We start from the raw sequence: 20,206 nt of genomic DNA, 5'->3' as shown, positions 1-20,206 counted from the left end.
GTTTCGTTTTATTCACGATCCAATGATGTCCTAAGAATCTGCTCGCACAACCGTTGAGTTCATATTGCCTGTTAGTCGTTGCGGAGGGAAGACCATGCGCACAGGTGCGATGATGATCGCAGCGAACAAGGCTTTGATCAGATCACCGATGATGTAGGGATAGAACCCTTGTATCATGGCTTCGGGTAACGACATTTTGTAAGCATAGGCCAGCCAAGGAACGCCCAAGACATAGATCAACATTGAACCAAACACCTCAAATACAATAAAGGCCAGGAAATAACCAACGAATCCGTTCAGTTTGATTCTGCTGAGCAATAGTCCAATGAGCAATGCGGAGAAGGGCCACATCATAACATATCCCCCGGTAGGCCCAAGGAGTACTGCAAGTCCGCCTGCGCCATGCAGAAGCGGGAAGCCAATTGCAGTCAGGACCACGACCAAAGCGACACTTAGAAAACCATATAATGGGCCAAGCAGTCCGCCTGCCAGCATAACCGCAAGAGTTTGCAGCGTAATCGGCACAGGAGAGAAACCAATGGGAATACTTATGTAACCAAAAAGAACAAGTATGGCTGCCATCAGTGCGCTGAATACAATACCTCGCAAAGATAATTTCATGTTTGAACATTCCTTTCAATTTTGGTAATCTTATTGTTAACCGATTAAACGGATGTGGTTAACGATTTGGATCGTACCACAAAAGATTCAAAAGGGAAAGGACCAATTTGCGATGCAAGACGTTACACCTTTGATAAAACTAGAGAATGTCCGTGTTCATTATGCGTCGGAGTCAGGACGTGTTCGTAAGGCAGTGGATGGAGTTTCGCTGGAATTAGCTCCGGGAGAATGGATAAGTATTGTGGGAGCCAATGGTAGCGGCAAAAGTACGCTGGCAGGGCTGCTAATCGGATTCACTCCGCTATCCGGTGGAGAAAGGAAGGCTTCTTCGGAACTGGTTGTTCGTGGAGTCCTCCAGCAGCCTGATGCGCAGGTACTTGGAGACACCATTGAGGAGGAATTTCATTTTTCCTTATCCTCGCTGCTGGAATCTCCTGATGAACAATTACGACGGAGAGAGCACGCATTACATACGGTAGGACTTGAGCACTCGCCGGAGGCGGCAATATCGATGCTGTCTGGAGGACAGAAGCAATTGCTTAATATCGCGGTAGCGCTGGCGGCCAAACCGGATGTACTCATTCTGGACGAACCTACGGCCATGCTTGATCCGGGAGCCAGAGAACGAATGGAGGCGGTAGTTCAAGCCATTGTCCAGCAAGGGACGGCGGTAATCTGGATTACGCATCATTTGGAGGAAGCGACGCTGTGCGATCGAATTATTGCCATGGAACAGGGACGCTGTGTTTACGATGGAGTGCCTGCGGCTTTCTTTTATGGAAAAGATAAGGAAGAGACGACGGCTGACGCTGGAAAAGAAGCACAACAACCATCACCCTGCGAACAGCTTGGGCTTGCTCCACCTTTTACAGTGCAGACGGCTCTACTCCTAAAACGGAAAGGTCTGCTGCAACATGCGACACCTCTGCGACCAGAGCAGTTGGTTAAGGAGGTAGCCCATTGGCAATCGAATTAGAACATGTAGGTATAGTTTCATCACAACCTGACAAAAGAGCGCTGCTTCAAGATATCACTGTCCAACTGAACCGTGGCGAAATCACTTTATTGTTAGGCTGCACAGGATCAGGCAAAACCACACTGCTGCAAACGATCGCTGGCCTAAAACCTCCAGATGAGGGCAGTCTCAAGCTGGACGGAGAGCCTTTCTGGCAGAACGGGAAAGTGCCGCAGTCCATTCTGTTGCAAATGGGGCTGGTCTTTCAATTCCCAGAGCAACAGCTGTTCGCCCGAAGCATTGGCCGTGAATTTGCTTATTCCCTGCGTCCATATCGTCTACCAGATGAACAAAAGAAAAAGCAGATTTCCGAAGCGCTGGAGCGCTGGGACTCCCCAGCGGGTCAGGGAGGGGAAGAACGATTCCATTCGGACAGATCCCCCTTTGCACTAAGTGGGGGGGAACGGAGAAGACTGGGGCTTGCCTTGGGAACTGCTACGCAGCCTTCATGGCTATTGCTCGATGAACCCAGCGCCGGATTGGAAGCACAAAGTGTGCTTATACTGCTGGATGCTTTGAATCAGCATCGAACTGCAGGTGAGGGAGCCATTGTGGCTACACACGACCTGGACACATTTTTACCACATGCAGATCGGGTTCTTTTGTTGCAGGAGGGACGTCTAGTTGCTGATCTCACACCAAGGGAACTTCATACAAGGCCAGATCTGCTGGAGCTTGCCGGAATTGGTCTGCCACCCTCCATGCAGCTGGCACAACAATTTGCGGCGGCGGGCATTCATTTTCCTTCTACTGCGTTGACCCCGGAGGAAATGGCTGAAGGTATTGTTCAGTCCGTCAATGAGCCTTTAGAGCAGAAGGTTGATGTTATTGGTAATGAGGATCAATTCACAGATGAAGCGAAGCTTGTCTTTTCAAGCTCCGACACTTTGGGAGGAGAAGGCACACAGGGGGTCATACACACCCACGCAGAATCAGGATCCAACAGAGGATTGTATGGTGCCATGGACCCGCGTCTGAAATGGGTTCTATACATTTTGCTGGTGACCGCTGCGATGCTTCAACACGACTGGTTAGGTCTATCTCTTACGTTGGTGCCAGTCATCTTGGCGCTCGTTATGCTGCCACGTCAGGCTCTGATGGGATGCTTGAAATTAATGAAACCGCTCGTACTGTTCTTTCTCGTATCAACCGCGTTGTCGGGCACGACTCTTTCTACAGAAGGTGGCGGCCTACAATTCGGATTTTCCCTGATACAGGCGGAGGGGACGTTAATGAATGTCTACCGTTTGTTTATCGTTACGTTAGCAAGTCTTTGGTTTTCACTGACTACGCCTTATGGCCGCATGGTCGAGGGACTGAATTGGGTACTTGGTATCGGCGAAAAAATCAAGCTGCCCGTGTCGTCGTTTGCACTCGCCGTGTCTTTAATCTTTCGTTTTATCCCGATGATCTGGAGTGAATGGCAGCGATTCTCGCTGATCGTCCGGGCACGCGGCAAAGCTGCATTACGACCGAATACGGTACGGGTACGTGATCTTGGTCCAATGGTTATTCCCTTGCTCATGGCGTTGTTTCAGCGTGCAGAAGATATGACGATTGCGATGGAAATGCGGAAAGTTAGAGAGAATTCCCTGCTTGGAGCACGTTCCTCCTTATTGGTATGGTCCAGACGAGATACATGGACTTGCATAATCGGACTTATTGTTTTTGTATTTTATATCTGGATCAGAGACTGAAACGCAGTGTTTGCCATTGATCATGCATAAATCCTTTCATTTCCGCTCAAAATAAACATGCTTTGATCACCACGAAGCAGATATGGAGGGACGAACGATGAAGGATAAATTTTTGCAAGAAGAAAGACAAGAATATACCGATGTGTCCACGGTGGAGTCGCAGCGAAATGATATCACACTCGAAGAGTTCCCTGAAGGTCCTTACGGCTCATCTCTAATGTCTGAATCTCTTGGCAAAAGCTCGCCGTGGCGAGTGGATCAAAGGACCGCGCATCGTTTCGATTATGAAAATCATGAGCTGCACGAAGGGGAGGTTCGGGATTATCCAGGTCAGGATGTCTACGATGAAACGGTTCCCGATAATGTAACCAAGCCTCAGTACCCGGAAGAAGAAGAATCGTAATGACGTATTATATAAAATAGATGATAGCCTTCGGCAGGATTTTCCTGTCCGGGGGCTATTTTTAGTTGTACCGTTTATGAAAACAAATCTCCTCAAATTCCACAATATGGGTTATCATAGGCGTAGTTCGTATTAAAATGATAAACAATTCATGGTCAAGCGGGGGATGTCAGAATGAGAGAGATTAACTATAGCGATTATTTTTGGCAGGATGATAAGGTCAGATTACGTGCTTTGCGTGAGGAAGATTGGGAGGATCATTATTATAACCGGTTTGATTCACCCGCTCGTCGTTTACTGGAATGTGCAGTAGAGCTGCCACCTACGAATGCTGAGGCGAAGAAATTTACGGAAGCCTTTTCCGATTTCTCTCTAGACAGAGGGCGGATCATGTTCACGATTGAAAATATGGATGGTGAGAATGTTGGAGGCGTGAACCTGAACAGCATCGATGAGCGGAATGGAACCTTTAGTATTGGGATTCAAATTGACAGGGATCATCGCGGAAAAGGATACGGGACGAGAGCCATTCGAATATTGTTGAAATATGCCTTTTTCGAGCGCAGGCTTAATAAATTCAATGATTATGTTCTGGAAGGAAATGAACCTTCCGCAGCCATGATGAGAAAGCTTGGATGTGTGCAGGAAGGCGTGCGTCGTCAGGTGATTTATACCGATGGGAAATATCAGGATATGATCCTGTTCGGATTAACCAAAGACGAGTTTATGAAAAAGGAGGGACTTGCGTGAGTCCCATTTTAAAACAGATCAGTACAGTGTTTATCCCTGTTCGTGACATTGGTAAAGCACGTGAATGGTACTGCGACATATTGGGTTTACCTGTCGACGGGGAGATTTTATTTGGTCATCTGTACATTATTCCGATGAATGGAACACGTATTGTGCTAGATAGCAAAATTTATTCAGAGGATCGTACATTTAAAACGCCAGCATTCCATTTTGACACGCTTAACATTGTAGAAGCTTATACGTATATGCAATCCAAAAATGTAAACATAACAACGCCAATAGAGCATGATAAATGGTTTAACTTCCTGGACCCGGACGGGAATTGGCTGATGATCTGCCAATGTTAATTAGATGAACTTTAGTTGCAAGTTAAGGAGAAAAACATATGAAACAAACCATACAAAGTGATGAATTAATCATTGAATGCAAAGATATTTATTTGCGCGAGTATCGACTTGAGGATTTGAAGAAATTGCAGGAAATCACCTGGCAACCTGAGGTTTACAAATTTTTGCCGGGATGGAATGCTGCGGTTGAAGATAGAGCACTTTGGCTCACTCAATACGAAATCCCTGAGAATCAGAATTTTAAACAAGCTGTTTTGGCGGAAGGGGACATTGGAGACCTCTGTTTACGTATGGCTATCGTGCTCAAAGAAAATGATGAGTTTATTGGATGGTGCTGTTCGGGGATCAAGGATGAACTGCCAGCGCCCAATCGGGAGATTATGTACGGCATTTCGAAACACTTCCGGAACCGTGGCTATACAACGCAGGCAGTACAAGGCATAACGCAGTATTTATTTGAAAATACAAACGTTGAAGTATTGAATGCCATTGCTTTATTAACGAATCAGGCATCGAATAAGGTAATACAGAAATGCAATTTCGAATGGCTAAATTTGATCGAAATCGAGAATGAACCGTACAACCATTATCAACTGTTGAAGCACCAACGATAATCCTACTGTAATTGGCTCAAGATGACTGTACAGGAGTGATCCCATGGATTCCAAACCGCAGCTTGTTTTAGATCTGGCGGGTGTGTTGATCACCAATCTTTCCTCTTCATTCTGGCAGGAGCTTGCTAGGTATGCAGGTACGCCTTTTCCTGTTTTAATCGAGCAATTAAGCGGTATACGCAAGGACTTGTGGACAGGGAGGCTGACGGAGGAACAGTTCTGGATCTGGATGCAAACACAATATCCCAATATGGATAAGATGTATGCTTATGAATTGCTTGAACAAACAACAGAGTTGCTACCTGCCATGCATTGTCTTGAACGATGGAGCGAGCAGGCAGAACTTCATCTCTTGAGCAATCATTGTCATGAATGGATTCAATCTATTTTGCCGTTGATCCAACCGTACTGCAAGAGCATAACCATTTCCAATCAGGTCGGATATTGCAAGCCCAATATAGAGATATATGAACTTGTACAATCTCATCTAGACAGGGATGTACGTATTATATACGTGGATGATCAGGCTAAAAATTTGAAGCCTGCTGCTGAGCTGGGATGGGAAACATTACTTGCTGATGAACAGCATCAATGGATTGTTGAAATTGACGCATGGCTCGTAGACCAACGATAATCCTTGATACATATGCACTCTTCACCATTCTACCAATCCGATACCAAACAAATGCCCCCTTCATTTCTCCGCAGAAATGAAAGGGGCATTTGTCATGTGATAAGAGCCGCAATAAAACGAAAGGCTGCATCTTACAAGCCTCGTTCAGCTTAGGATTCACTCTTGACCAATGGCAGCAAAATCGTAAATTCCGTTCCTACTCCTAGTTGGCTGCGCACTGCAATTTTCCCTCCATACGATTCCACAATCGAACGGGTAATGGCAAGGCCGAGACCCGCGCCTCCTTGTTTTCTAGAACGGGAAGAGCTTGTCCGATAGAAGCGTTCAAAAATATGAGGGAGATGTTCCGGTTCAATCCCAGAGCCGTTATCTTTGACGGTTAACTCGGCTTTATGCTGAGCGGCATACAACGAAATACTGATGGTTCCCCGATCTGAATCGGTGTGCTGTACTCCATTGTGGAACAGATTGAGTATAACCTGTTTTAGTTTGTGAGCATCGGCCATTACATGAACTTCAGCGGTCAGGTCGAGATGAACCTGTCTTTCCTGAGCCATCATGATCAACTGTGGCTGCATTTCGAGCAGCAGACTGTCAAGTTGGATGACTTCCTGCTCCTGCTGAGGCGCCTGATCCAGCTTGGTCAGCATCAGCAGATCCTCTACAAGTTTGTTAATCCGCACCGATTCACCATACATGCTGTTCAAAGCGCTATATAATTGCTCGCTGTTGGAAGCTGCGCCGCGCTTGAGCACCTCAATAAATCCGTGAATGGAGGTAAGAGGGGTACGCAGTTCATGGGAAGCATCAGACAGAAAACGCTGCATCTGTTCTTTCGACTCCCGCTCCGCTTCAAACGAGTCTTCAAGCCTCTCGAGCATGCCGTTAAATGAAAGAGCCAGCTGATCTACTTCCTGTTGTCCCTGGACAGAAGGAAGGCGTTCGGCCAGGCTGCCTGCATCGATTCGTTGCACCGTATCTACCATACTGGACAAGGGAATCAGTGTCCGGCGAAGTGCTTTGGCGTATAGAACGAGTCCAGCCACCATAGCCAGCAGGGATAACATCAAGAAGATCAGAAGCTGTTTCACAATCAAATCTTTTAGCGGTTTCGTAGCAGTGCCCATCTGCACCATGGGTAAGCCGCGATTACGCGGTCCAGGCGAGGAGAAGACGATTAGCTGCTCATTGCCTTGGTTATCCGTTACAATCCGGTACGGAACATGTTGTTTATCGTTGATCCGATCTGTAATGTTCTGATATTCAACTGATGTCAAGCGAGGAGCGGTCAGACCGTCTTCACCAAAAATGTCCTCGAAGCCACTTTGATTATCGAATAAGGCCAGTGAACGATCAGGAATGTATAAGAAACGATTGCCTGATCCTCTTGGATCTGATCCAGATTGTCCACCAAAAGGATTGTTCGTCGCACCATTTCGTGAAGACGATCCGAGCCACACAGGAGGCATGGACATGAGCTGCTCTTCCATGGTTTTCGCCTGGTTGCGATACAGAAAGCTTTCCATAATCCAGAATTGAAGAATGCCAATTAACAATAACAGAGCAGCCATAATAAACAGGGATCGCGCGAGTAATTGAGAGCGGAGCGAATGTGGCGATATCCATTGATGAAGCCATGTCCAAAAATGTTTATCTTTCTTTAATAAAGAGGTCATTAGAGATCCACCCTGTATCCGACACCTCGAAGTGTACGAATGAGCTTATGTTCTTTATCCCCCAGTTTGTCACGCAAGGAGCGGACGTACACCTCCACAATATTCTCTTCTCCACCAAAATCGTATCCCCACACGCGGTTCAGAATGGTTGCTTTACTCAGGACAATGCCATGATTAAGCACGATGAATTTTAATAGTTCATATTCGGTTGGAGATAACTCCAGAATCTGATCGTGATAGGTAATCTCTTTGCGTTGATCATCGATTCGGAATGGACCATGAGTCACTGCCCCTATTAATAAAGGAAACTGGTTACGCAGCCTTGCCTGTATCCGTGCAAGCAGTTCATCGAACGCAAAAGGCTTAATCATATAATCGTCAGCACCAAGCCATAGGCCTTTTACCCGATTCTCGACTTCATCTTTGGCTGTCAGCATGATCACCCCGACCTGAGCCCCACTCTTGCGCAGACGCTCAACAACCTCAAACCCATCCATCTCGGGCATCATGACATCCAGAATGGCCATATGTGGACGAAAGTCGAGTGCCAATTCAAGCGCAGCGGCTCCATCCGGGGCCGTACGTACGTCAAATCCTTCGTTGCTTAGCCCAAGCTCCAGAAATTGCAAAATATGTGGTTCATCATCTGCCAATAGTATTTTAATGCCAGTACTTAGCTTCATAAGCAGGCGTTCCCTCCCGTTAAATCCATCGATTATATACCCTCAAATCTAGAGGTCTATATGCTGTATTATCGCTCGCCAAACTGAAAATTAGCTGAAAAGTTTGCAAGTTATCCTCAGGCAACATTCAGCGGGCACTCATCCCAGTTTTACTTTGGCCTGTCACAATAGTAGACATGAAGAACTTGAAGGAGTGATTGAGATTGAATAACGCCAAACGAAGGATTGACCTTGTCCTTCTGCCGATTGTTTTACTGGCGGCATTTCTGAACGGGTATGGCATCTGGAACGACCAATATGCCAATTCCTATTATACGACCGCCGTCGGGAGCATGCTGAGAAATTTCCATAACTTTTTCTACGCATCGCTTGACTCGGCTGGTTCGGTAACCGTAGACAAACCACCGGTTGTCTTCTGGATTCAAACCGCTTTTGCTTACGTATTTGGATTACATGGATGGAGTGTTATTTTACCGCAAGCGTTAGCGGGGATCGGTTCGGTGCTGCTGATATATTTCATGGTCAAGCCTACATTTGGTCTTGCCGCGGCGCGAATCTCAGCACTTGCGATGGCGACTGTTCCTGTTGTGGCAGCGGTCAGCCGTACCAACAATATTGACAGCATGTTGGTATTCACGTTGCTGCTGGGTTCATGGTTTTTGTTCAAGGGAAGCAAGCAAGGTAGTACGTGGAGCATCCTGGTTGCCTTTGCACTCATTGGACTTGCTTTTAATATGAAAATGCTGCAAGCCTACATGATTCTTCCGGCTTTCTACTTGTTCTATCTGCTTGCATTCAATGCAAAGTGGAGAAGAAAAATCATCCTGCTGATCGGAAGTACGGCAGTGCTGGCAGTTGTTTCCTTATCCTGGGCAGTCACCGTGGATTCTATACCGACAGATGAACGGCCTTATATCGGCAGCAGTGAAACCAATTCGGTGCTGGAGCTGGCTTTTGGATATAACGGCTTATCCCGTCTCACGGGACAACAGAACAGATCAGCGAATGCAGGCATGCCAAACGCCTCTGATGAAGGCAAGGCCCGTGGCAACGCAGCTTCCCAGACATCAGCATCCGATCAGTCGGGCAGCGGCTCGGCTCCAACAGGCAATGCACCGGGAAATGGTGAAATGGGTGGTATGAACGGAATGACTTTCCCGGGCGGTCAGATGCCAAACGGTGGCGAGATGCCTAATGGAAGGAATTTCGGAGGCGGTAATGGCGGCGGTGGAGGCATGGGGGGCATGTTTGGTACAGGGGAAAAAGGTCCTCTGCGCTTATTCCAGACCGAACTGTCCGGCCAGGCCAGTTGGCTTTTGCCGATGGTATTACTTGGCTGCATCGCGATTTTTGCAGGATTAAGACGGAGAAATATAACCGATAAGCACAAGGAAGCTTTGTTCTGGCTGGTCTGGCTGCTTCCGGTAGCTGCTTTCTTTAGTGTAGCTGGTTTTTTCCATCAATATTATCTGATTATGCTCGCCCCTCCAGTAGCGGCATTAACCGGAGCAGGATTTGCAGCCATGTGGATGGCGTATCGTGAACGCAATGGCTGGCAAGCCTGGCTGCTTCCGATATCCGTACTGCTTACGACCATCTTCGGCTGGTATATCATGCAGGTGTATAACGAAACTATAGGGGCAGGTTGGTCCATAAGTGAATTGATCGCAGGTATTCTGATCACGGTTATTCTGATTGTGATGCTTAATCGTTCACACCCATGGAAACAAGGTTTGATTATCGCAGGCTTCATGGTCATGCTGATCGGTCCAACCTATTGGGCATTCACCCCTATCACATATGGAGGCAACAGCATGATTCCGGCGGCTGGACCGACAGGTTCCAATGGGATGTTCGGTGGAATGGGCATGGCTATGGGAGATAGACAAGGTGGTCGCAATGGTGGCGATATGGTTCCGCCGAACGCATCAAATGACACCGACACCGATCAGGCTTTCCCATCATCCGATGAAGCTGACCCGAACAATGCGGGCATGGGAACACCTCCGAATTCAGACGGAAACATGAATGGCGGAGCAGGCATGCCGACGACAGGTGGGCGAGGTGGAGCGGGAAACCGCAACGAAGAAGTGGACACCACTACACTGAGTTATCTGAGAGAGCATAACACAGGTGAAACCTATCTCTTCGCAACGACGGACTATAACCAGGCAGCTCCATATATCATCGATGAGAATGAAGCAGTCATTACGCTTGGTGGGTTCTCGGGCTCAGATCCGGTGTATACAACGGAAAAGCTGGAACAACTCGTGAAGAGTGGACAAGTGAAATACTTCATGGTAGGTGGCATGGGCGGCCGAGGTGGCAGTTCTGATATCGGTGACTGGATTAAGGAGCATGGTACCGAAATTCCAACGTCAGAGTGGAAGACAGGTACGGACAGCGGTTCCGGTTTCGGTGGTCAAACCACCTTATATGAAGTGAAATTATAAGCGTGATCGATTGGTATAAGGGAGGGAACGAACATGGCTCAAAAGTGCCGTTACAGCATTATCATTCCGATGTATAACGAAGAAGCGGTGATTGAGGAGACTTATCGGCGTCTGAAAAAAGTGATGGGCAGTACGGGAGAGAGCTACGAGCTGCTGTTTGTCAATGACGGTAGCGTGGACCAAAGTGCACAGATGATCCGTGACTACGCCCGTTGGGACGAGAGTGTGAAGCTGATTGATTTTGCACGCAACTTCGGTCACCAGATCGCGATTACAGCAGGGATGGATTATGCAGCAGGCGATGCGGTCGTCATTATTGATGCGGATCTTCAGGACCCTCCCGAGCTGATATTGGACATGATCGACAAGTGGAAAGAGGGCTATGAGGTTGTCTATGCCCGTCGGACCAGACGAAGCGGGGAGACCCGCTTCAAGAAATGGTCGGCAAGCCTGTTCTACCGCGTACTGCGTGCGTCGACGGATACGGATATTCCAGTGGATACCGGCGATTTTCGTCTGATTGATCGCAAGGTATGTGATGAGATGAAACGTCTTCCGGAAAAAAATCGATTTGTTCGCGGACTGGTCAGTTGGGTGGGGTTCCGTCAGACGGCCATTGAGTATGAACGGGATGAACGCTTGGCAGGGGAGACCAAATACCCGTTGAAACGCATGCTGAAGCTGAGTCTGGACGGCATTACCTCATTCTCACACAAACCGCTCAAGCTTGCAGGTTACGTAGGAGCTGTTCTATCCATCGGCGGTTTCATTTATATGCTAAGTGTCATCGCTTCAGCGATATTTACAGATTCAACGATCAAAGGATGGCCTTCAATGGTCAGCATCATGCTGATTTTTAACGGCTTTATTCTGATCATGCTGGGCATTCTTGGCGAGTATGTTGGCCGAATCTATGATGAAACGAAGGCGCGTCCGCTATATATCGTAAGAGATGTATATCAGGTGGAAAGTCAGTCGAGTCAGTCACGGTTAACGGGCAGAGTTGCTCATCATGACTAATCGTTTGGTCACTATATTTAAGTTTGGAATTGTGGGTGTCCTGAATACGGCGGTGGATGCAATGGTATTCATGTTGCTCGCTGCCGCAGGCGCACCTGCTCTAATTGCTCAGGTGATCTCGTATAGCTGTGGGGTCGTGAACAGTTACTGGTGGAACGGCAGGTGGACCTTCCAGGATGCGGGAAGACAAGGCAAAAAAAACGAAATCATGCGTTTTGTAATCACCAATCTGGTGGTACTGTCTTTATCCTCCCTGATTTTGTATATCTGCAATAGCACATTAGGTTGGAGTGTTGTAATGAGTAAAATACTGGCGACTCTCTCAGGCATGGTTATAAACTATATTGCCAGTCGGTATTGGGTGTTCCGGGCAGAGCCCGTTCAAGGATCTGATCCTTCATCTGATGCTAATGAAAGGAGTGTTTCATGATATGAGAATTAAAAAAGCAGTTATTCCGGCAGCGGGGCTTGGCACCCGATTTTTGCCGGCAACCAAGGCTCAACCCAAAGAAATGCTGCCGATAGTGGACAAACCGGCCATCCAATACATTGTGGAAGAAGCGGTACAATCGGGCATTGAAAATATCATCATCGTAACCGGACGCAATAAAAAATCGATCGAGGATCATTTTGACAAATCGGTTGAATTGGAGCATTCCCTGTACGCCAAGGGCAAGCAAGCACTACTGGAAGAGGTACAAGCGATCAGCGAAATGGCGAGTATTCATTTTATCCGGCAAAAAGAGCCGCTTGGATTGGGCCATGCGATTGGGTGTGCTCGTCAGTTTGTGGGAGATGATCCGTTCGCCGTACTGCTTGGAGATGATATTATGGTGTCTGATCCTCCGGCGCTCGCACAGATGATTCATTTATATGAAAAGACAGGCAGCCAGATTGTCGGCGTACGGCAAGTGCAGGATGCTGACGTGAGTAAATACGGAATTATCGATTCACAGGGCGCACAGGATCGGGTTCACCGAATTACCAATCTGGTAGAAAAACCTTCAATGGCAGAAGCGCCCTCCCGAACAGCCGTGATGGGACGATACATTCTGAAACCTTCCATCTTTCCCATTCTCGATCAAATCGAGAGAGGGGCTGGAGGGGAATATCAGCTAACGGATGCGCTGAAACAAGTAAGCGAGGTGGAAGAACTGCTGGCCCTTGAGCTGGAAGGGCGCCGCTACGATATTGGTGATCAGTTCGGATATATTCAGGCGATCTTGGAGATCGGACTGATGCGTAAGGAATTACAGCCCATGCTGACACCATATCTTCAGAAGCTTGCAACGCAGTGGGGATAGGGATTGATATGTAGCAGAGGTTTAGATCTGCTGTAGGACGGAGTCTCCTCTGTGTCATAGTTCTGGCATAGACACCAGCATTGTACTATGGTGCCTGTCACGATACAATGAGCAAGAAGTTCAAGTTGCTCTTTGAGGAGTGAGGAATCATGAATGAGTCTATCATCAGGGACCTTATTAAGTATATGGACGTGGAGGACAACGCCGCCATTCAATACATTCAGACCGAGCATCGGATGAAACTGGGACTCTTTTGGGGGATCCAGGAAGGCAGCCGCGTTCTGGAAATCGGTTGTGGTCAGGGAGATACAACGGCCGTGCTTGCACATCTGGTGGGGGAGCACGGGTACGTTCATGGTGTAGACATTGCACCAGAGGATTATGGTGCACCACTGACCGTAGGTGAAGCGGCAGCCAAACTGCGGAAATCTCCGCTGGGTGACCGAATTCGAATGGACTATGATTTCGACATTCTAAGTGATCAGGCCCAATTCAGCGAGAATGAGTTTGATGTGATTGTACTTTCCCATTGTTCTTGGTACTTGAAATCATTTGACGAACTCGCGCAGATTCTTAGCAAGGTTAGGACGTGGGGACATCAGCTATGTTTCGCCGAATGGGATGCAAGAGTTACAGATGTGAGCCAGCTCTCGCACTGGTTATCCGTTTTGATTCAGTCCCAGGTCGAATGCTACAAGGAGAACAGCTTCTCCAATGTGCGCACGCTTTTTACACCAGAGGATATCCAAGAGCTTGTCTCTGCGGCGGGCTGGACGATTAAGGAAGAGATTTCGATCCATTCTCCCGAGCTGCAGGACGGTCGCTGGGAAACCGAAATGACACTGGCAGAAGCGCCTGTGGAACTCAAGATGCTTCCGATTCCGAATAAGGTAAAAACACTTCTTCTTTCCGAATTGAAATTACTTAGGACACATTATGCCTCCGGGCCTGGGAGTCCACTGGGAACGTATGCGTTTGTTGCCAAATAGCAGTAAAGAAATAGCCATTTGCAGTAATTTATAAGAAAAACGTCTATCGACGTACTTTCACAGAAGATAGACCGCGTTTAGCTAAAGTTTTTCTTGCGATAATTGAATTGTGCAGCTCCGCTGAAAACGTATAAATTCCATTATCTAAAAAAATGTGTTTACTTCACGATGGTAATTTTGATATTATAATCGCAATATCAAATGCGACGAAGAGATGAGTAGATAAAAGGTTTCTTTCACAGAGAGCTCCGGCAGCTGAAAAGGGGTAAAGAATTTTTTGTTGAATAAAGACTCAGAGCAGCACATCGGAACTTGAAGGCTTGAGGGATGGTGTGACAGGAGCTCCTGTTACAGAGCGAGAGTATATGCGGATGCGGCATAATTGAATGCAGTTATCCTTAACTCGAAGAGGCTGGTATGGCGACATATTGGCGAATCTGGGTGGTACCACGAGTGTAACAATCTCGTCCCTGAGACTTTTGTCTTGGGGATGGGATTTTTTGGTTTTTCCGGGATGTTAGCTACACGCTTTGGAAATGCCTGAATAGTGTTTAATAAGGGGAAACTCACACCGAAAGGAAATGATGATTTTATGTCAGCAAAATTGAAAGTCGGTATCGTCGGAGGAACGGGGATGGTAGGTCAGCGTTTTGTGGATCTGCTCAATGAACACCCATGGTTTGAAGTAACGGCTATTTCAGCAAGTGCTAACTCGGCAGGTAAAACATACGAAGAATCCGTACAAGGCAGATGGAAGCTTACTGTTCCGATTCCGGAAGCAGTGAAAAACATCGTTGTGCAGGATGCTTCCCAAGTGGAAGCTTTTGCAAGCCAGGTTGATTTTATATTCTGTGCTGTAGATATGAAAAAGAATGAAATTCAAGCGCTCGAAGAGGCTTATGCCAAAACGGGAACTCCGGTTGTTTCCAACAACTCGGCTCACCGCTGGACAGCGGATGTACCAATGGTTATTCCGGAAATTAACCCAGGACATCTGGACGTGATTGAAGCTCAACGCAAACGTCTCGGAACGAAAACCGGATTCATCGCAGTGAAACCAAACTGCTCGATTCAGAGCTATGTACCTGCACTTCACGCGTTGCGCGAGTTCAATCCAACTCAAGTGGTGGCTTCCACATACCAAGCGATCTCTGGCGCAGGTAAAAACTTTACCGACTGGCCGGAAATGCTGGATAACGTGATTCCATACATCGGTGGCGAGGAAGAGAAAAGTGAACAGGAGCCGCTGCGCATCTGGGGAAGCATTCAAAATAATGAGATTGTAAAAGCGTCCTCACCATTAATTACAACACAATGTATCCGTGTACCGGTAACAGATGGTCACTTGGCGACAGTATTTGTATCCTTTGAGAAAAAACCATCCAAAGAAGAAATTCTGGACCGTTGGCTGCAATTCAAAGGTCGTCCGCAAGAACTGGGTCTGCCAAGCGCACCGAAACAGTTCATTACGTATTTTGAAGAAGAGAACAGACCACAAACGAAGCTGGATCGTGACATCGAGCGCGGTATGGGCGTTTCAACGGGCAGACTGCGCGAAGACTCCCTATATGATTACAAGTTTGTAGGACTGTCTCACAACACGCTGCGCGGAGCAGCAGGCGGTGCTGTTCTGATCGCTGAATTGCTCAAAGCTGAAGGATATATTCAGCCGAAATAAACAGGCATTGTGGAAATAGGAATAGAAGTAATAGAATATTACTGACAGGCTACCCCTTTTAGTAGACAAGAGTATGAGCATCTGGGAAGATGAATTTATTTTTGTTGAACAGAGGGGTATTTTCATATCAATACATATGAAGCAGGAACAGGTGAATCCAATATTCCAGAACAGGAAGGGGATTGTGATGGACGGTCAGCTGGTATTGCGTCGAGTCCGTCTTACAAGCGGTGAAGAGGTGGATGTGGTTATCAATGAGGGACTGATTGTGAAATTCGCTCCTGGTGGAACGGCAACCGGAGATCGGATATGGGAATCGCCTGGAGCTTACATATCCAGCGGATGGATCGACATGCATGTGCATGCTTTTCCAGAGTTTGATCCTTATGGGGACGACATTGATGAAATCGGTGTAAAACAGGGCGTTACTACGATTGTGGACGCAGGCAGCTGCGGTGCTGATCGAATTGGCGATCTGGCGATAAGCACTCATAAGGCGGCTACCCGGGTGTTTGCCTTTTTGAACATATCTCGCCTCGGCTTACTGCGTACTGACGAATTGTCGAATCTGGACTGGATTGATAGGGACAAGTTGTTACAGGCTACCCGGGCATATTCTGAATTCATCGTGGGATTAAAAGCAAGAATCAGTGGGAGTGTGGTTGGCAAAAGCGGACTGCGGCCGCTGTATTTGGCAAGAGAGTTTTCGCAGGAAACAGGCCTGCCGCTTATGGTTCACATTGGATCAGCCCCACCTGATATTCGTGAGGTCATGCCGCTCTTACAGGGTGGTGATGTGGTCACTCACTATTTAAATGGAAAAAACAATAATTTGTTCGATGATAGAGGCGCGCCGCTGGATGTATTGAACGATGCCATCAAGCGCGGTGTGCATTTGGATGTGGGACATGGGACTGCGAGTTTTTCATTTCAGGTTGCAGAAGCTGCCAAGAAGCATGGCATTGACCCGGATACGATCAGTACGGATATTTACAGGGGCAATCGTCTGAACGGTCCGGTCTACAGCATGGCTAATCTGTTAAGTAAGTTTCTGGCCCTTGGCTACTCGTTGAACGAGACGATAGATCGGGTGACCGTACGGGCAGCAGAGTGGCTGGGCAGACCGCAGCTGGGGAGGATTCAAGCAGGTGATGAAGCCAATTTGACTCTTTTCCAAGTAGTAGACAAGCCTGTAACGCTTGTGGACTCCGAGGGAGTAAATAAGATAGGCAGCCGTCAAATTGAAGTAAAAGGAGTGATTGTGGGTGACCAATTCATTGAATGTTAAATATGGACTGAAACGTGTTATCAACGCCAGCGGGCGGATGAGTATCCTCGGCGTATCTGCACCGACGGACACAGTCATGGATGCCATGAAGCAAGGCGGGCAGAGTTATGTGGAGATCGCAGATCTTGTAGACAAATCAGGGGACTATGTATCCCGTCTAATCGGTGCCGAAGCGGCCGTTGTTGTCAATTCCGCTTCTAGTGGCATCGCGCTCGCCGTAGCTGCCATGGTAACAAAGGGCAACCGCCACGCAAGTTTGAAGCTACATCAGGAAGTCATTTCGAACAATGAAATTGTTATGCTGAAAGGCCACAATGTACAATACGGAGCACCCGTGGAGACGATGGTTTACCTTGGTGGTGGGAAGCTGATCGAAGCCGGATATGCCAATGAAGGTCGGGCGGAGCATATCGCGGATGCGGTTTCAGACAAAACGGCTGCGATCCTATACGTCAAATCCCATCATGCGGTACAGAAAAACATGATTTCCATAGAGGAAGCCTGGCAGGTTGCCCAGAAGTGTGAGGTACCCCTCATTGTCGATGCGGCTGCGGAAGAGGAACTGCACAAATATGTGAAGTATTCGGATTTAGCCATATACAGCGGCTCCAAGGCCATTGAAGGCCCAACTTCCGGCATTGTGGCAGGTAAACGAACCTATATCGAATGGTTGAAGGTTCAGCTTCACGGGATCGGGCGCAGCATGAAAGTAGGTAAAGAAACTACGTTTGGCCTGCTTCAGGCTTTGGATGAATATGCAGTCAAAGCTGACCATAGTGAGCAGGAAAGGGCTTCCTTGCAGGAGTTAATGTCACTCAATCAGATAGCCGGGATTCAGGTATCGATTGTCCAGGACGAAGCGGGCCGAGCGATTTACAGGGGGCGCATCCAGGTCGACGAAGCGAAGGCGGGGATCAGTGCCAAACAGCTTAATGAGGAGCTGAGACGCGGTCCTATAGCCATTTATACTCGTGATTATGGCGTAAGGCAAGGTTATTTCGATATCGATCCCCGTCCGTTGATGGGGGATGACATGCGGGTCATTGAAGATCGAATTCGACAATTGACAGGAGGAGAAGGAAATGTCTGAGATTGCAAAACGATTTTATAACAATCGGGTGGCTTTGAATGTGCTCGCCAAGGACATTACGAATGCAAAAGAGGTTTTTGATGCAGCTGAGGGCCATGTTCTGGTTGGCGTTCTTTCCAAGGATTATGCCACTGTGGCTGAAGCGGTGGAAGCGATGGAAGCCTATGGGCGGGAAATTGACAATGCCGTTTCAATTGGACTAGGTGCCGGAGACAATCGACAGGCTGCTGTCGTTGCCGAAATCGTAAAGCATTTTCCGGGAAGTCATATCAATCAGGTATTTCCGGCAGTCGGCGCAACCCGAGCGAATCTCGGAGACCGGGACAGCTGGATTAACAGCCTCGTCTCCCCGACTGGTCAGCCGGGCTTTGTCAATATTTCGACGGGTCCAGTGAGCGCTGCCCAATCCGAGCTTGCCGTGGTGCCTGTACACGCGGCCATTGCATTGGTACGGGATATGGGTGGCAATGCACTGAAGTATTTCCCGATGCAGGGGCTAAAAAGGGAAGATGAACTGCGAGCGGTAGCGAAAGCGTGTGCAGAAGCGGACTTTGCGTTGGAGCCTACCGGTGGCATCGATATGGATAATTTTGAAGCCATTCTCGAAATCGCACTGGATGCGGGGGTTCCGCAGGTTATTCCACATGTGTATTCCTCCATTATTGATCAGGAGGGTCTGACCATTGTAAGTGATGTGCAGTCGTTATATGCAGCAATGAAGACGCTGGCGAAGAAGTATGGTTAAACGCGTAGGGGCTTTTGGCGAAGTCATGATGCGGCTTGAAGTTCCGGGACATGATCTGTTGATTCAGAGTAATCGGCTGAAATACTCCTTTTCGGGCAGTGGGGTCAATGTAGTATCGGCGATGACACGTTACGGATATGCAGGCCTGCTGGTGTCGAGGCTTCCAGTCAATCCCTTGGGTGATGCCGCCGAATCCTACTTGCGCGGACTGGGCCTGAGCACCGAGTATGTGCGTCGCGGAGGGCAGTATATCGGGATGTACTTTCTGGAGAATGGTTATGGGGCCAGACCTGGGCGGGTGACTTACTCTAACCGGATGGAGAGCAGCTTTAATATTGCGCCTGAAAGCACGTATCCCTTTGCGGAAGTTGCATCAGGCATGAACGCTATTCATTTCTGCGGAATCACGCTGGCGATGAATGATTCGGTGAGATTGACGATGAAACAATTGGCACAGGCGGTCAAAGAACAAGGCGGCACAGTTGTTTTTGATTGTAATTATCGTCCTGCTTTATGGGGGGATCAGGGTTATGCCATGGCGAAGCCGCATTATGAGGAAATGTTGCATTTGTCAGATATCGTCCTGATGAATGAGCGGGATGCTCTTCATATTCTGGGGTTAAATACGGACAAAGTACAAAGGGAAGAGCAACTGACTGAGCTCATTCCCCTGGTTGCCGAACGGTATGGCGTGCGTACCCTTGCTGGAACGCATCGTACCATATACAGCGATAACCGACACTGCCTACAGGGCTATATGTTCAAGGAAGGGGTGTTCGCTTATTCCGAGCCGCTGACCTTTTCTGTTTATGACCGGATCGGCGCGGGCGATGCGTTTGCGAGCGGCATCATGTATGGTGAAATGGAGGGGTGGATGCCAGCGGAGACAATCTCTTTTGCTGCGACAGCCGGAATGCTGGCGCATACCGTAGCAGGTGATACACCAATGGCTTCCAGTGGAGACATCATCCAGGCGAGGAACAGCACCGTGCGTGATGTAACAAGGTGATATTTTAGTGGAGAATGCCTGGAATGTATGAGCGATAGATGCTGATCCCCTTCTCTATTAAGATTGTCTTGGTATCGTGTGGCAAGAAAACTTGTACCTGATGGGCTTCATCCCAACCAGGCCGGACATGAAAGAATTGCCTCCCGAATCGTGGGATTTTTGAAATCGTTGTGATACCTTGTAAATTACT

Annotated in this window: 20 protein-coding genes and 1 other annotated feature; of the genes, 17 read left to right on the top strand and 3 right to left on the bottom strand. The window is 47.9% G+C overall.

From position 1 onward, the window contains the following. Positions 1-30: 30 nt before the first annotated feature. The gene (locus gpAD87_RS12905; protein WP_064638755.1) at positions 31-621 is read right to left on the bottom strand and encodes a biotin transporter BioY; all 591 of its coding nucleotides are present in this window, start codon (positions 619-621) and stop codon (positions 31-33) included. 130 nt (positions 622-751) lie between these two features. On the opposite strand from gpAD87_RS12905, the gene gpAD87_RS12900 reads away from it, so the two are divergent. From gpAD87_RS12900 to gpAD87_RS12870, 7 genes are all read left to right on the top strand, one after another. After that, the gene (locus gpAD87_RS12900) at positions 752-1,597 is read left to right on the top strand and encodes an ATP-binding cassette domain-containing protein (protein ID WP_197521413.1); all 846 of its coding nucleotides are present in this window, start codon (positions 752-754) and stop codon (positions 1,595-1,597) included. After that, on the top strand, positions 1,582-3,333 hold the full coding sequence (locus gpAD87_RS12895; protein ID WP_064638753.1) for an ATP-binding cassette domain-containing protein: 1,752 nt from the start codon (positions 1,582-1,584) through the stop codon (positions 3,331-3,333). The genes gpAD87_RS12900 and gpAD87_RS12895 overlap by 16 nt, the downstream gene beginning before the upstream one ends. A 97-nt stretch (positions 3,334-3,430) precedes the next feature. Continuing rightward, a complete protein-coding gene (locus gpAD87_RS12890) occupies positions 3,431-3,736 on the top strand; it encodes a hypothetical protein (RefSeq protein WP_064638752.1) in 306 nt (101 codons plus the stop codon). A gap of 174 nt (positions 3,737-3,910) precedes the next feature. Continuing rightward, positions 3,911-4,486 (top strand): GNAT family N-acetyltransferase, encoded by a 576-nt coding sequence (locus tag gpAD87_RS12885; protein WP_063563516.1) that lies wholly within the window; start codon positions 3,911-3,913, stop codon positions 4,484-4,486. Continuing rightward, on the top strand, positions 4,483-4,833 hold the full coding sequence (locus tag gpAD87_RS12880; protein WP_064638751.1) for a VOC family protein: 351 nt from the start codon (positions 4,483-4,485) through the stop codon (positions 4,831-4,833). The genes gpAD87_RS12885 and gpAD87_RS12880 overlap by 4 nt, the downstream gene beginning before the upstream one ends. Before the next feature lie 38 nt (positions 4,834-4,871). After that, positions 4,872-5,447, top strand: coding sequence for a GNAT family N-acetyltransferase (locus tag gpAD87_RS12875; RefSeq protein WP_064638750.1), 576 nt, complete (start codon positions 4,872-4,874; stop codon positions 5,445-5,447). Between the two features lie 43 nt (positions 5,448-5,490). Next, a complete protein-coding gene (locus gpAD87_RS12870; RefSeq protein ID WP_064638749.1) occupies positions 5,491-6,081 on the top strand; it encodes an HAD-IA family hydrolase in 591 nt (196 codons plus the stop codon). A 149-nt stretch (positions 6,082-6,230) separates the two neighbouring features. Here the strand turns inward: gpAD87_RS12870 and gpAD87_RS12865 are convergent, their stop codons facing one another. Continuing rightward, on the bottom strand, positions 6,231-7,757 hold the full coding sequence (locus tag gpAD87_RS12865; RefSeq protein ID WP_064638748.1) for a sensor histidine kinase: 1,527 nt from the start codon (positions 7,755-7,757) through the stop codon (positions 6,231-6,233). Further along, positions 7,757-8,440 carry a response regulator transcription factor gene (locus gpAD87_RS12860; protein WP_063563521.1) on the bottom strand — a complete coding sequence of 228 codons (684 nt, stop codon included), beginning with the start codon at positions 8,438-8,440 and terminating at the stop codon, positions 7,757-7,759. The genes gpAD87_RS12865 and gpAD87_RS12860 overlap by 1 nt, the downstream gene beginning before the upstream one ends. A 203-nt stretch (positions 8,441-8,643) precedes the next feature. Between gpAD87_RS12860 and gpAD87_RS12855 the strand changes: the two genes are divergently transcribed. The 10 genes from gpAD87_RS12855 to gpAD87_RS12810 all read left to right on the top strand — a co-directional run bounded on the left by gpAD87_RS12855 (position 8,644) and on the right by gpAD87_RS12810 (position 20,016). Continuing rightward, positions 8,644-10,893, top strand: coding sequence for an ArnT family glycosyltransferase (locus tag gpAD87_RS12855; protein ID WP_064638747.1), 2,250 nt, complete (start codon positions 8,644-8,646; stop codon positions 10,891-10,893). 33 nt (positions 10,894-10,926) lie between these two features. Further along, the gene (locus gpAD87_RS12850; protein WP_064638746.1) at positions 10,927-11,913 is read left to right on the top strand and encodes a glycosyltransferase family 2 protein; all 987 of its coding nucleotides are present in this window, start codon (positions 10,927-10,929) and stop codon (positions 11,911-11,913) included. Continuing rightward, positions 11,906-12,343: a GtrA family protein gene (locus gpAD87_RS12845; RefSeq protein ID WP_064638745.1), complete on the top strand. Its 438-nt coding sequence runs from the start codon at positions 11,906-11,908 to the stop codon at positions 12,341-12,343. The genes gpAD87_RS12850 and gpAD87_RS12845 overlap by 8 nt, the downstream gene beginning before the upstream one ends. 1 nt (position 12,344) lies before the next feature. Next, complete coding sequence (gene galU / locus gpAD87_RS12840; RefSeq protein WP_064638744.1) at positions 12,345-13,217, top strand: UTP--glucose-1-phosphate uridylyltransferase GalU; 873 nt, start codon at positions 12,345-12,347, stop codon at positions 13,215-13,217. 149 nt (positions 13,218-13,366) lie between these two features. Beyond that, entirely contained in the window at positions 13,367-14,206 is an 840-nt protein-coding gene (locus gpAD87_RS12835; RefSeq protein ID WP_064638743.1) for a class I SAM-dependent methyltransferase, read from the top strand. A gap of 197 nt (positions 14,207-14,403) precedes the next feature. Beyond that, positions 14,404-14,681 (top strand) — a binding site (T-box leader). Positions 14,682-14,798: 117 nt separating this feature from the next. Then, positions 14,799-15,884 carry an aspartate-semialdehyde dehydrogenase gene (asd, locus tag gpAD87_RS12830; protein WP_082935115.1) on the top strand — a complete coding sequence of 362 codons (1,086 nt, stop codon included), beginning with the start codon at positions 14,799-14,801 and terminating at the stop codon, positions 15,882-15,884. Between the two features lie 187 nt (positions 15,885-16,071). Further along, positions 16,072-17,172, top strand: coding sequence for an amidohydrolase/deacetylase family metallohydrolase (locus tag gpAD87_RS12825; protein WP_064640893.1), 1,101 nt, complete (start codon positions 16,072-16,074; stop codon positions 17,170-17,172). Then, positions 17,150-18,262 (top strand): DgaE family pyridoxal phosphate-dependent ammonia lyase, encoded by a 1,113-nt coding sequence (locus tag gpAD87_RS12820; protein ID WP_082935114.1) that lies wholly within the window; start codon positions 17,150-17,152, stop codon positions 18,260-18,262. The genes gpAD87_RS12825 and gpAD87_RS12820 overlap by 23 nt, the downstream gene beginning before the upstream one ends. Beyond that, positions 18,255-19,007 carry a 2-dehydro-3-deoxy-phosphogluconate aldolase gene (gene dagF, locus gpAD87_RS12815; protein ID WP_064638742.1) on the top strand — a complete coding sequence of 251 codons (753 nt, stop codon included), beginning with the start codon at positions 18,255-18,257 and terminating at the stop codon, positions 19,005-19,007. The genes gpAD87_RS12820 and dagF overlap by 8 nt, the downstream gene beginning before the upstream one ends. Further along, a complete protein-coding gene (locus gpAD87_RS12810; protein WP_064638741.1) occupies positions 19,000-20,016 on the top strand; it encodes a sugar kinase in 1,017 nt (338 codons plus the stop codon). Before dagF ends, gpAD87_RS12810 begins: the two co-directional genes overlap by 8 nt. The last annotated feature ends 190 nt before the right edge of the window (positions 20,017-20,206 follow it).

The sequence above is a fragment of the Paenibacillus sp. AD87 genome, assembly GCF_001659845.1.
Lineage (GTDB): Bacteria > Bacillota > Bacilli > Paenibacillales > Paenibacillaceae > Paenibacillus > Paenibacillus marchantiae.
Note: the sequence above shows the minus strand (reverse complement) of the source record. Positions and strands in the feature narration are given on the sequence as shown.

What these genes read in the sequence shown, in the direction of transcription:
- gpAD87_RS12890 (WP_064638752.1), top strand. Translation starts at nt 3,431, where the DNA reads ATGAAGGATAAATTTTTGCAAGAAGAAAGACAAGAATATACCGATGTG.
- galU (WP_064638744.1), top strand. Translation starts at nt 12,345, where the DNA reads ATGAGAATTAAAAAAGCAGTTATTCCGGCAGCGGGGCTTGGCACCCGA.
- gpAD87_RS12875 (WP_064638750.1), top strand. Translation starts at nt 4,872, where the DNA reads ATGAAACAAACCATACAAAGTGATGAATTAATCATTGAATGCAAAGAT.
- gpAD87_RS12905 (WP_064638755.1), bottom strand. Translation starts at nt 621, where the DNA reads ATGAAATTATCTTTGCGAGGTATTGTATTCAGCGCACTGATGGCAGCC.
- gpAD87_RS12835 (WP_064638743.1), top strand. Translation starts at nt 13,367, where the DNA reads ATGAATGAGTCTATCATCAGGGACCTTATTAAGTATATGGACGTGGAG.
- gpAD87_RS12810 (WP_064638741.1), top strand. Translation starts at nt 19,000, where the DNA reads ATGGTTAAACGCGTAGGGGCTTTTGGCGAAGTCATGATGCGGCTTGAA.
- gpAD87_RS12845 (WP_064638745.1), top strand. Translation starts at nt 11,906, where the DNA reads ATGACTAATCGTTTGGTCACTATATTTAAGTTTGGAATTGTGGGTGTC.
- gpAD87_RS12825 (WP_064640893.1), top strand. Translation starts at nt 16,072, where the DNA reads ATGGACGGTCAGCTGGTATTGCGTCGAGTCCGTCTTACAAGCGGTGAA.
- gpAD87_RS12865 (WP_064638748.1), bottom strand. Translation starts at nt 7,757, where the DNA reads ATGACCTCTTTATTAAAGAAAGATAAACATTTTTGGACATGGCTTCAT.
- dagF (WP_064638742.1), top strand. Translation starts at nt 18,255, where the DNA reads ATGTCTGAGATTGCAAAACGATTTTATAACAATCGGGTGGCTTTGAAT.
- gpAD87_RS12860 (WP_063563521.1), bottom strand. Translation starts at nt 8,440, where the DNA reads ATGAAGCTAAGTACTGGCATTAAAATACTATTGGCAGATGATGAACCA.
- asd (WP_082935115.1), top strand. Translation starts at nt 14,799, where the DNA reads ATGTCAGCAAAATTGAAAGTCGGTATCGTCGGAGGAACGGGGATGGTA.
- gpAD87_RS12885 (WP_063563516.1), top strand. Translation starts at nt 3,911, where the DNA reads ATGAGAGAGATTAACTATAGCGATTATTTTTGGCAGGATGATAAGGTC.
- gpAD87_RS12850 (WP_064638746.1), top strand. Translation starts at nt 10,927, where the DNA reads ATGGCTCAAAAGTGCCGTTACAGCATTATCATTCCGATGTATAACGAA.
- gpAD87_RS12870 (WP_064638749.1), top strand. Translation starts at nt 5,491, where the DNA reads ATGGATTCCAAACCGCAGCTTGTTTTAGATCTGGCGGGTGTGTTGATC.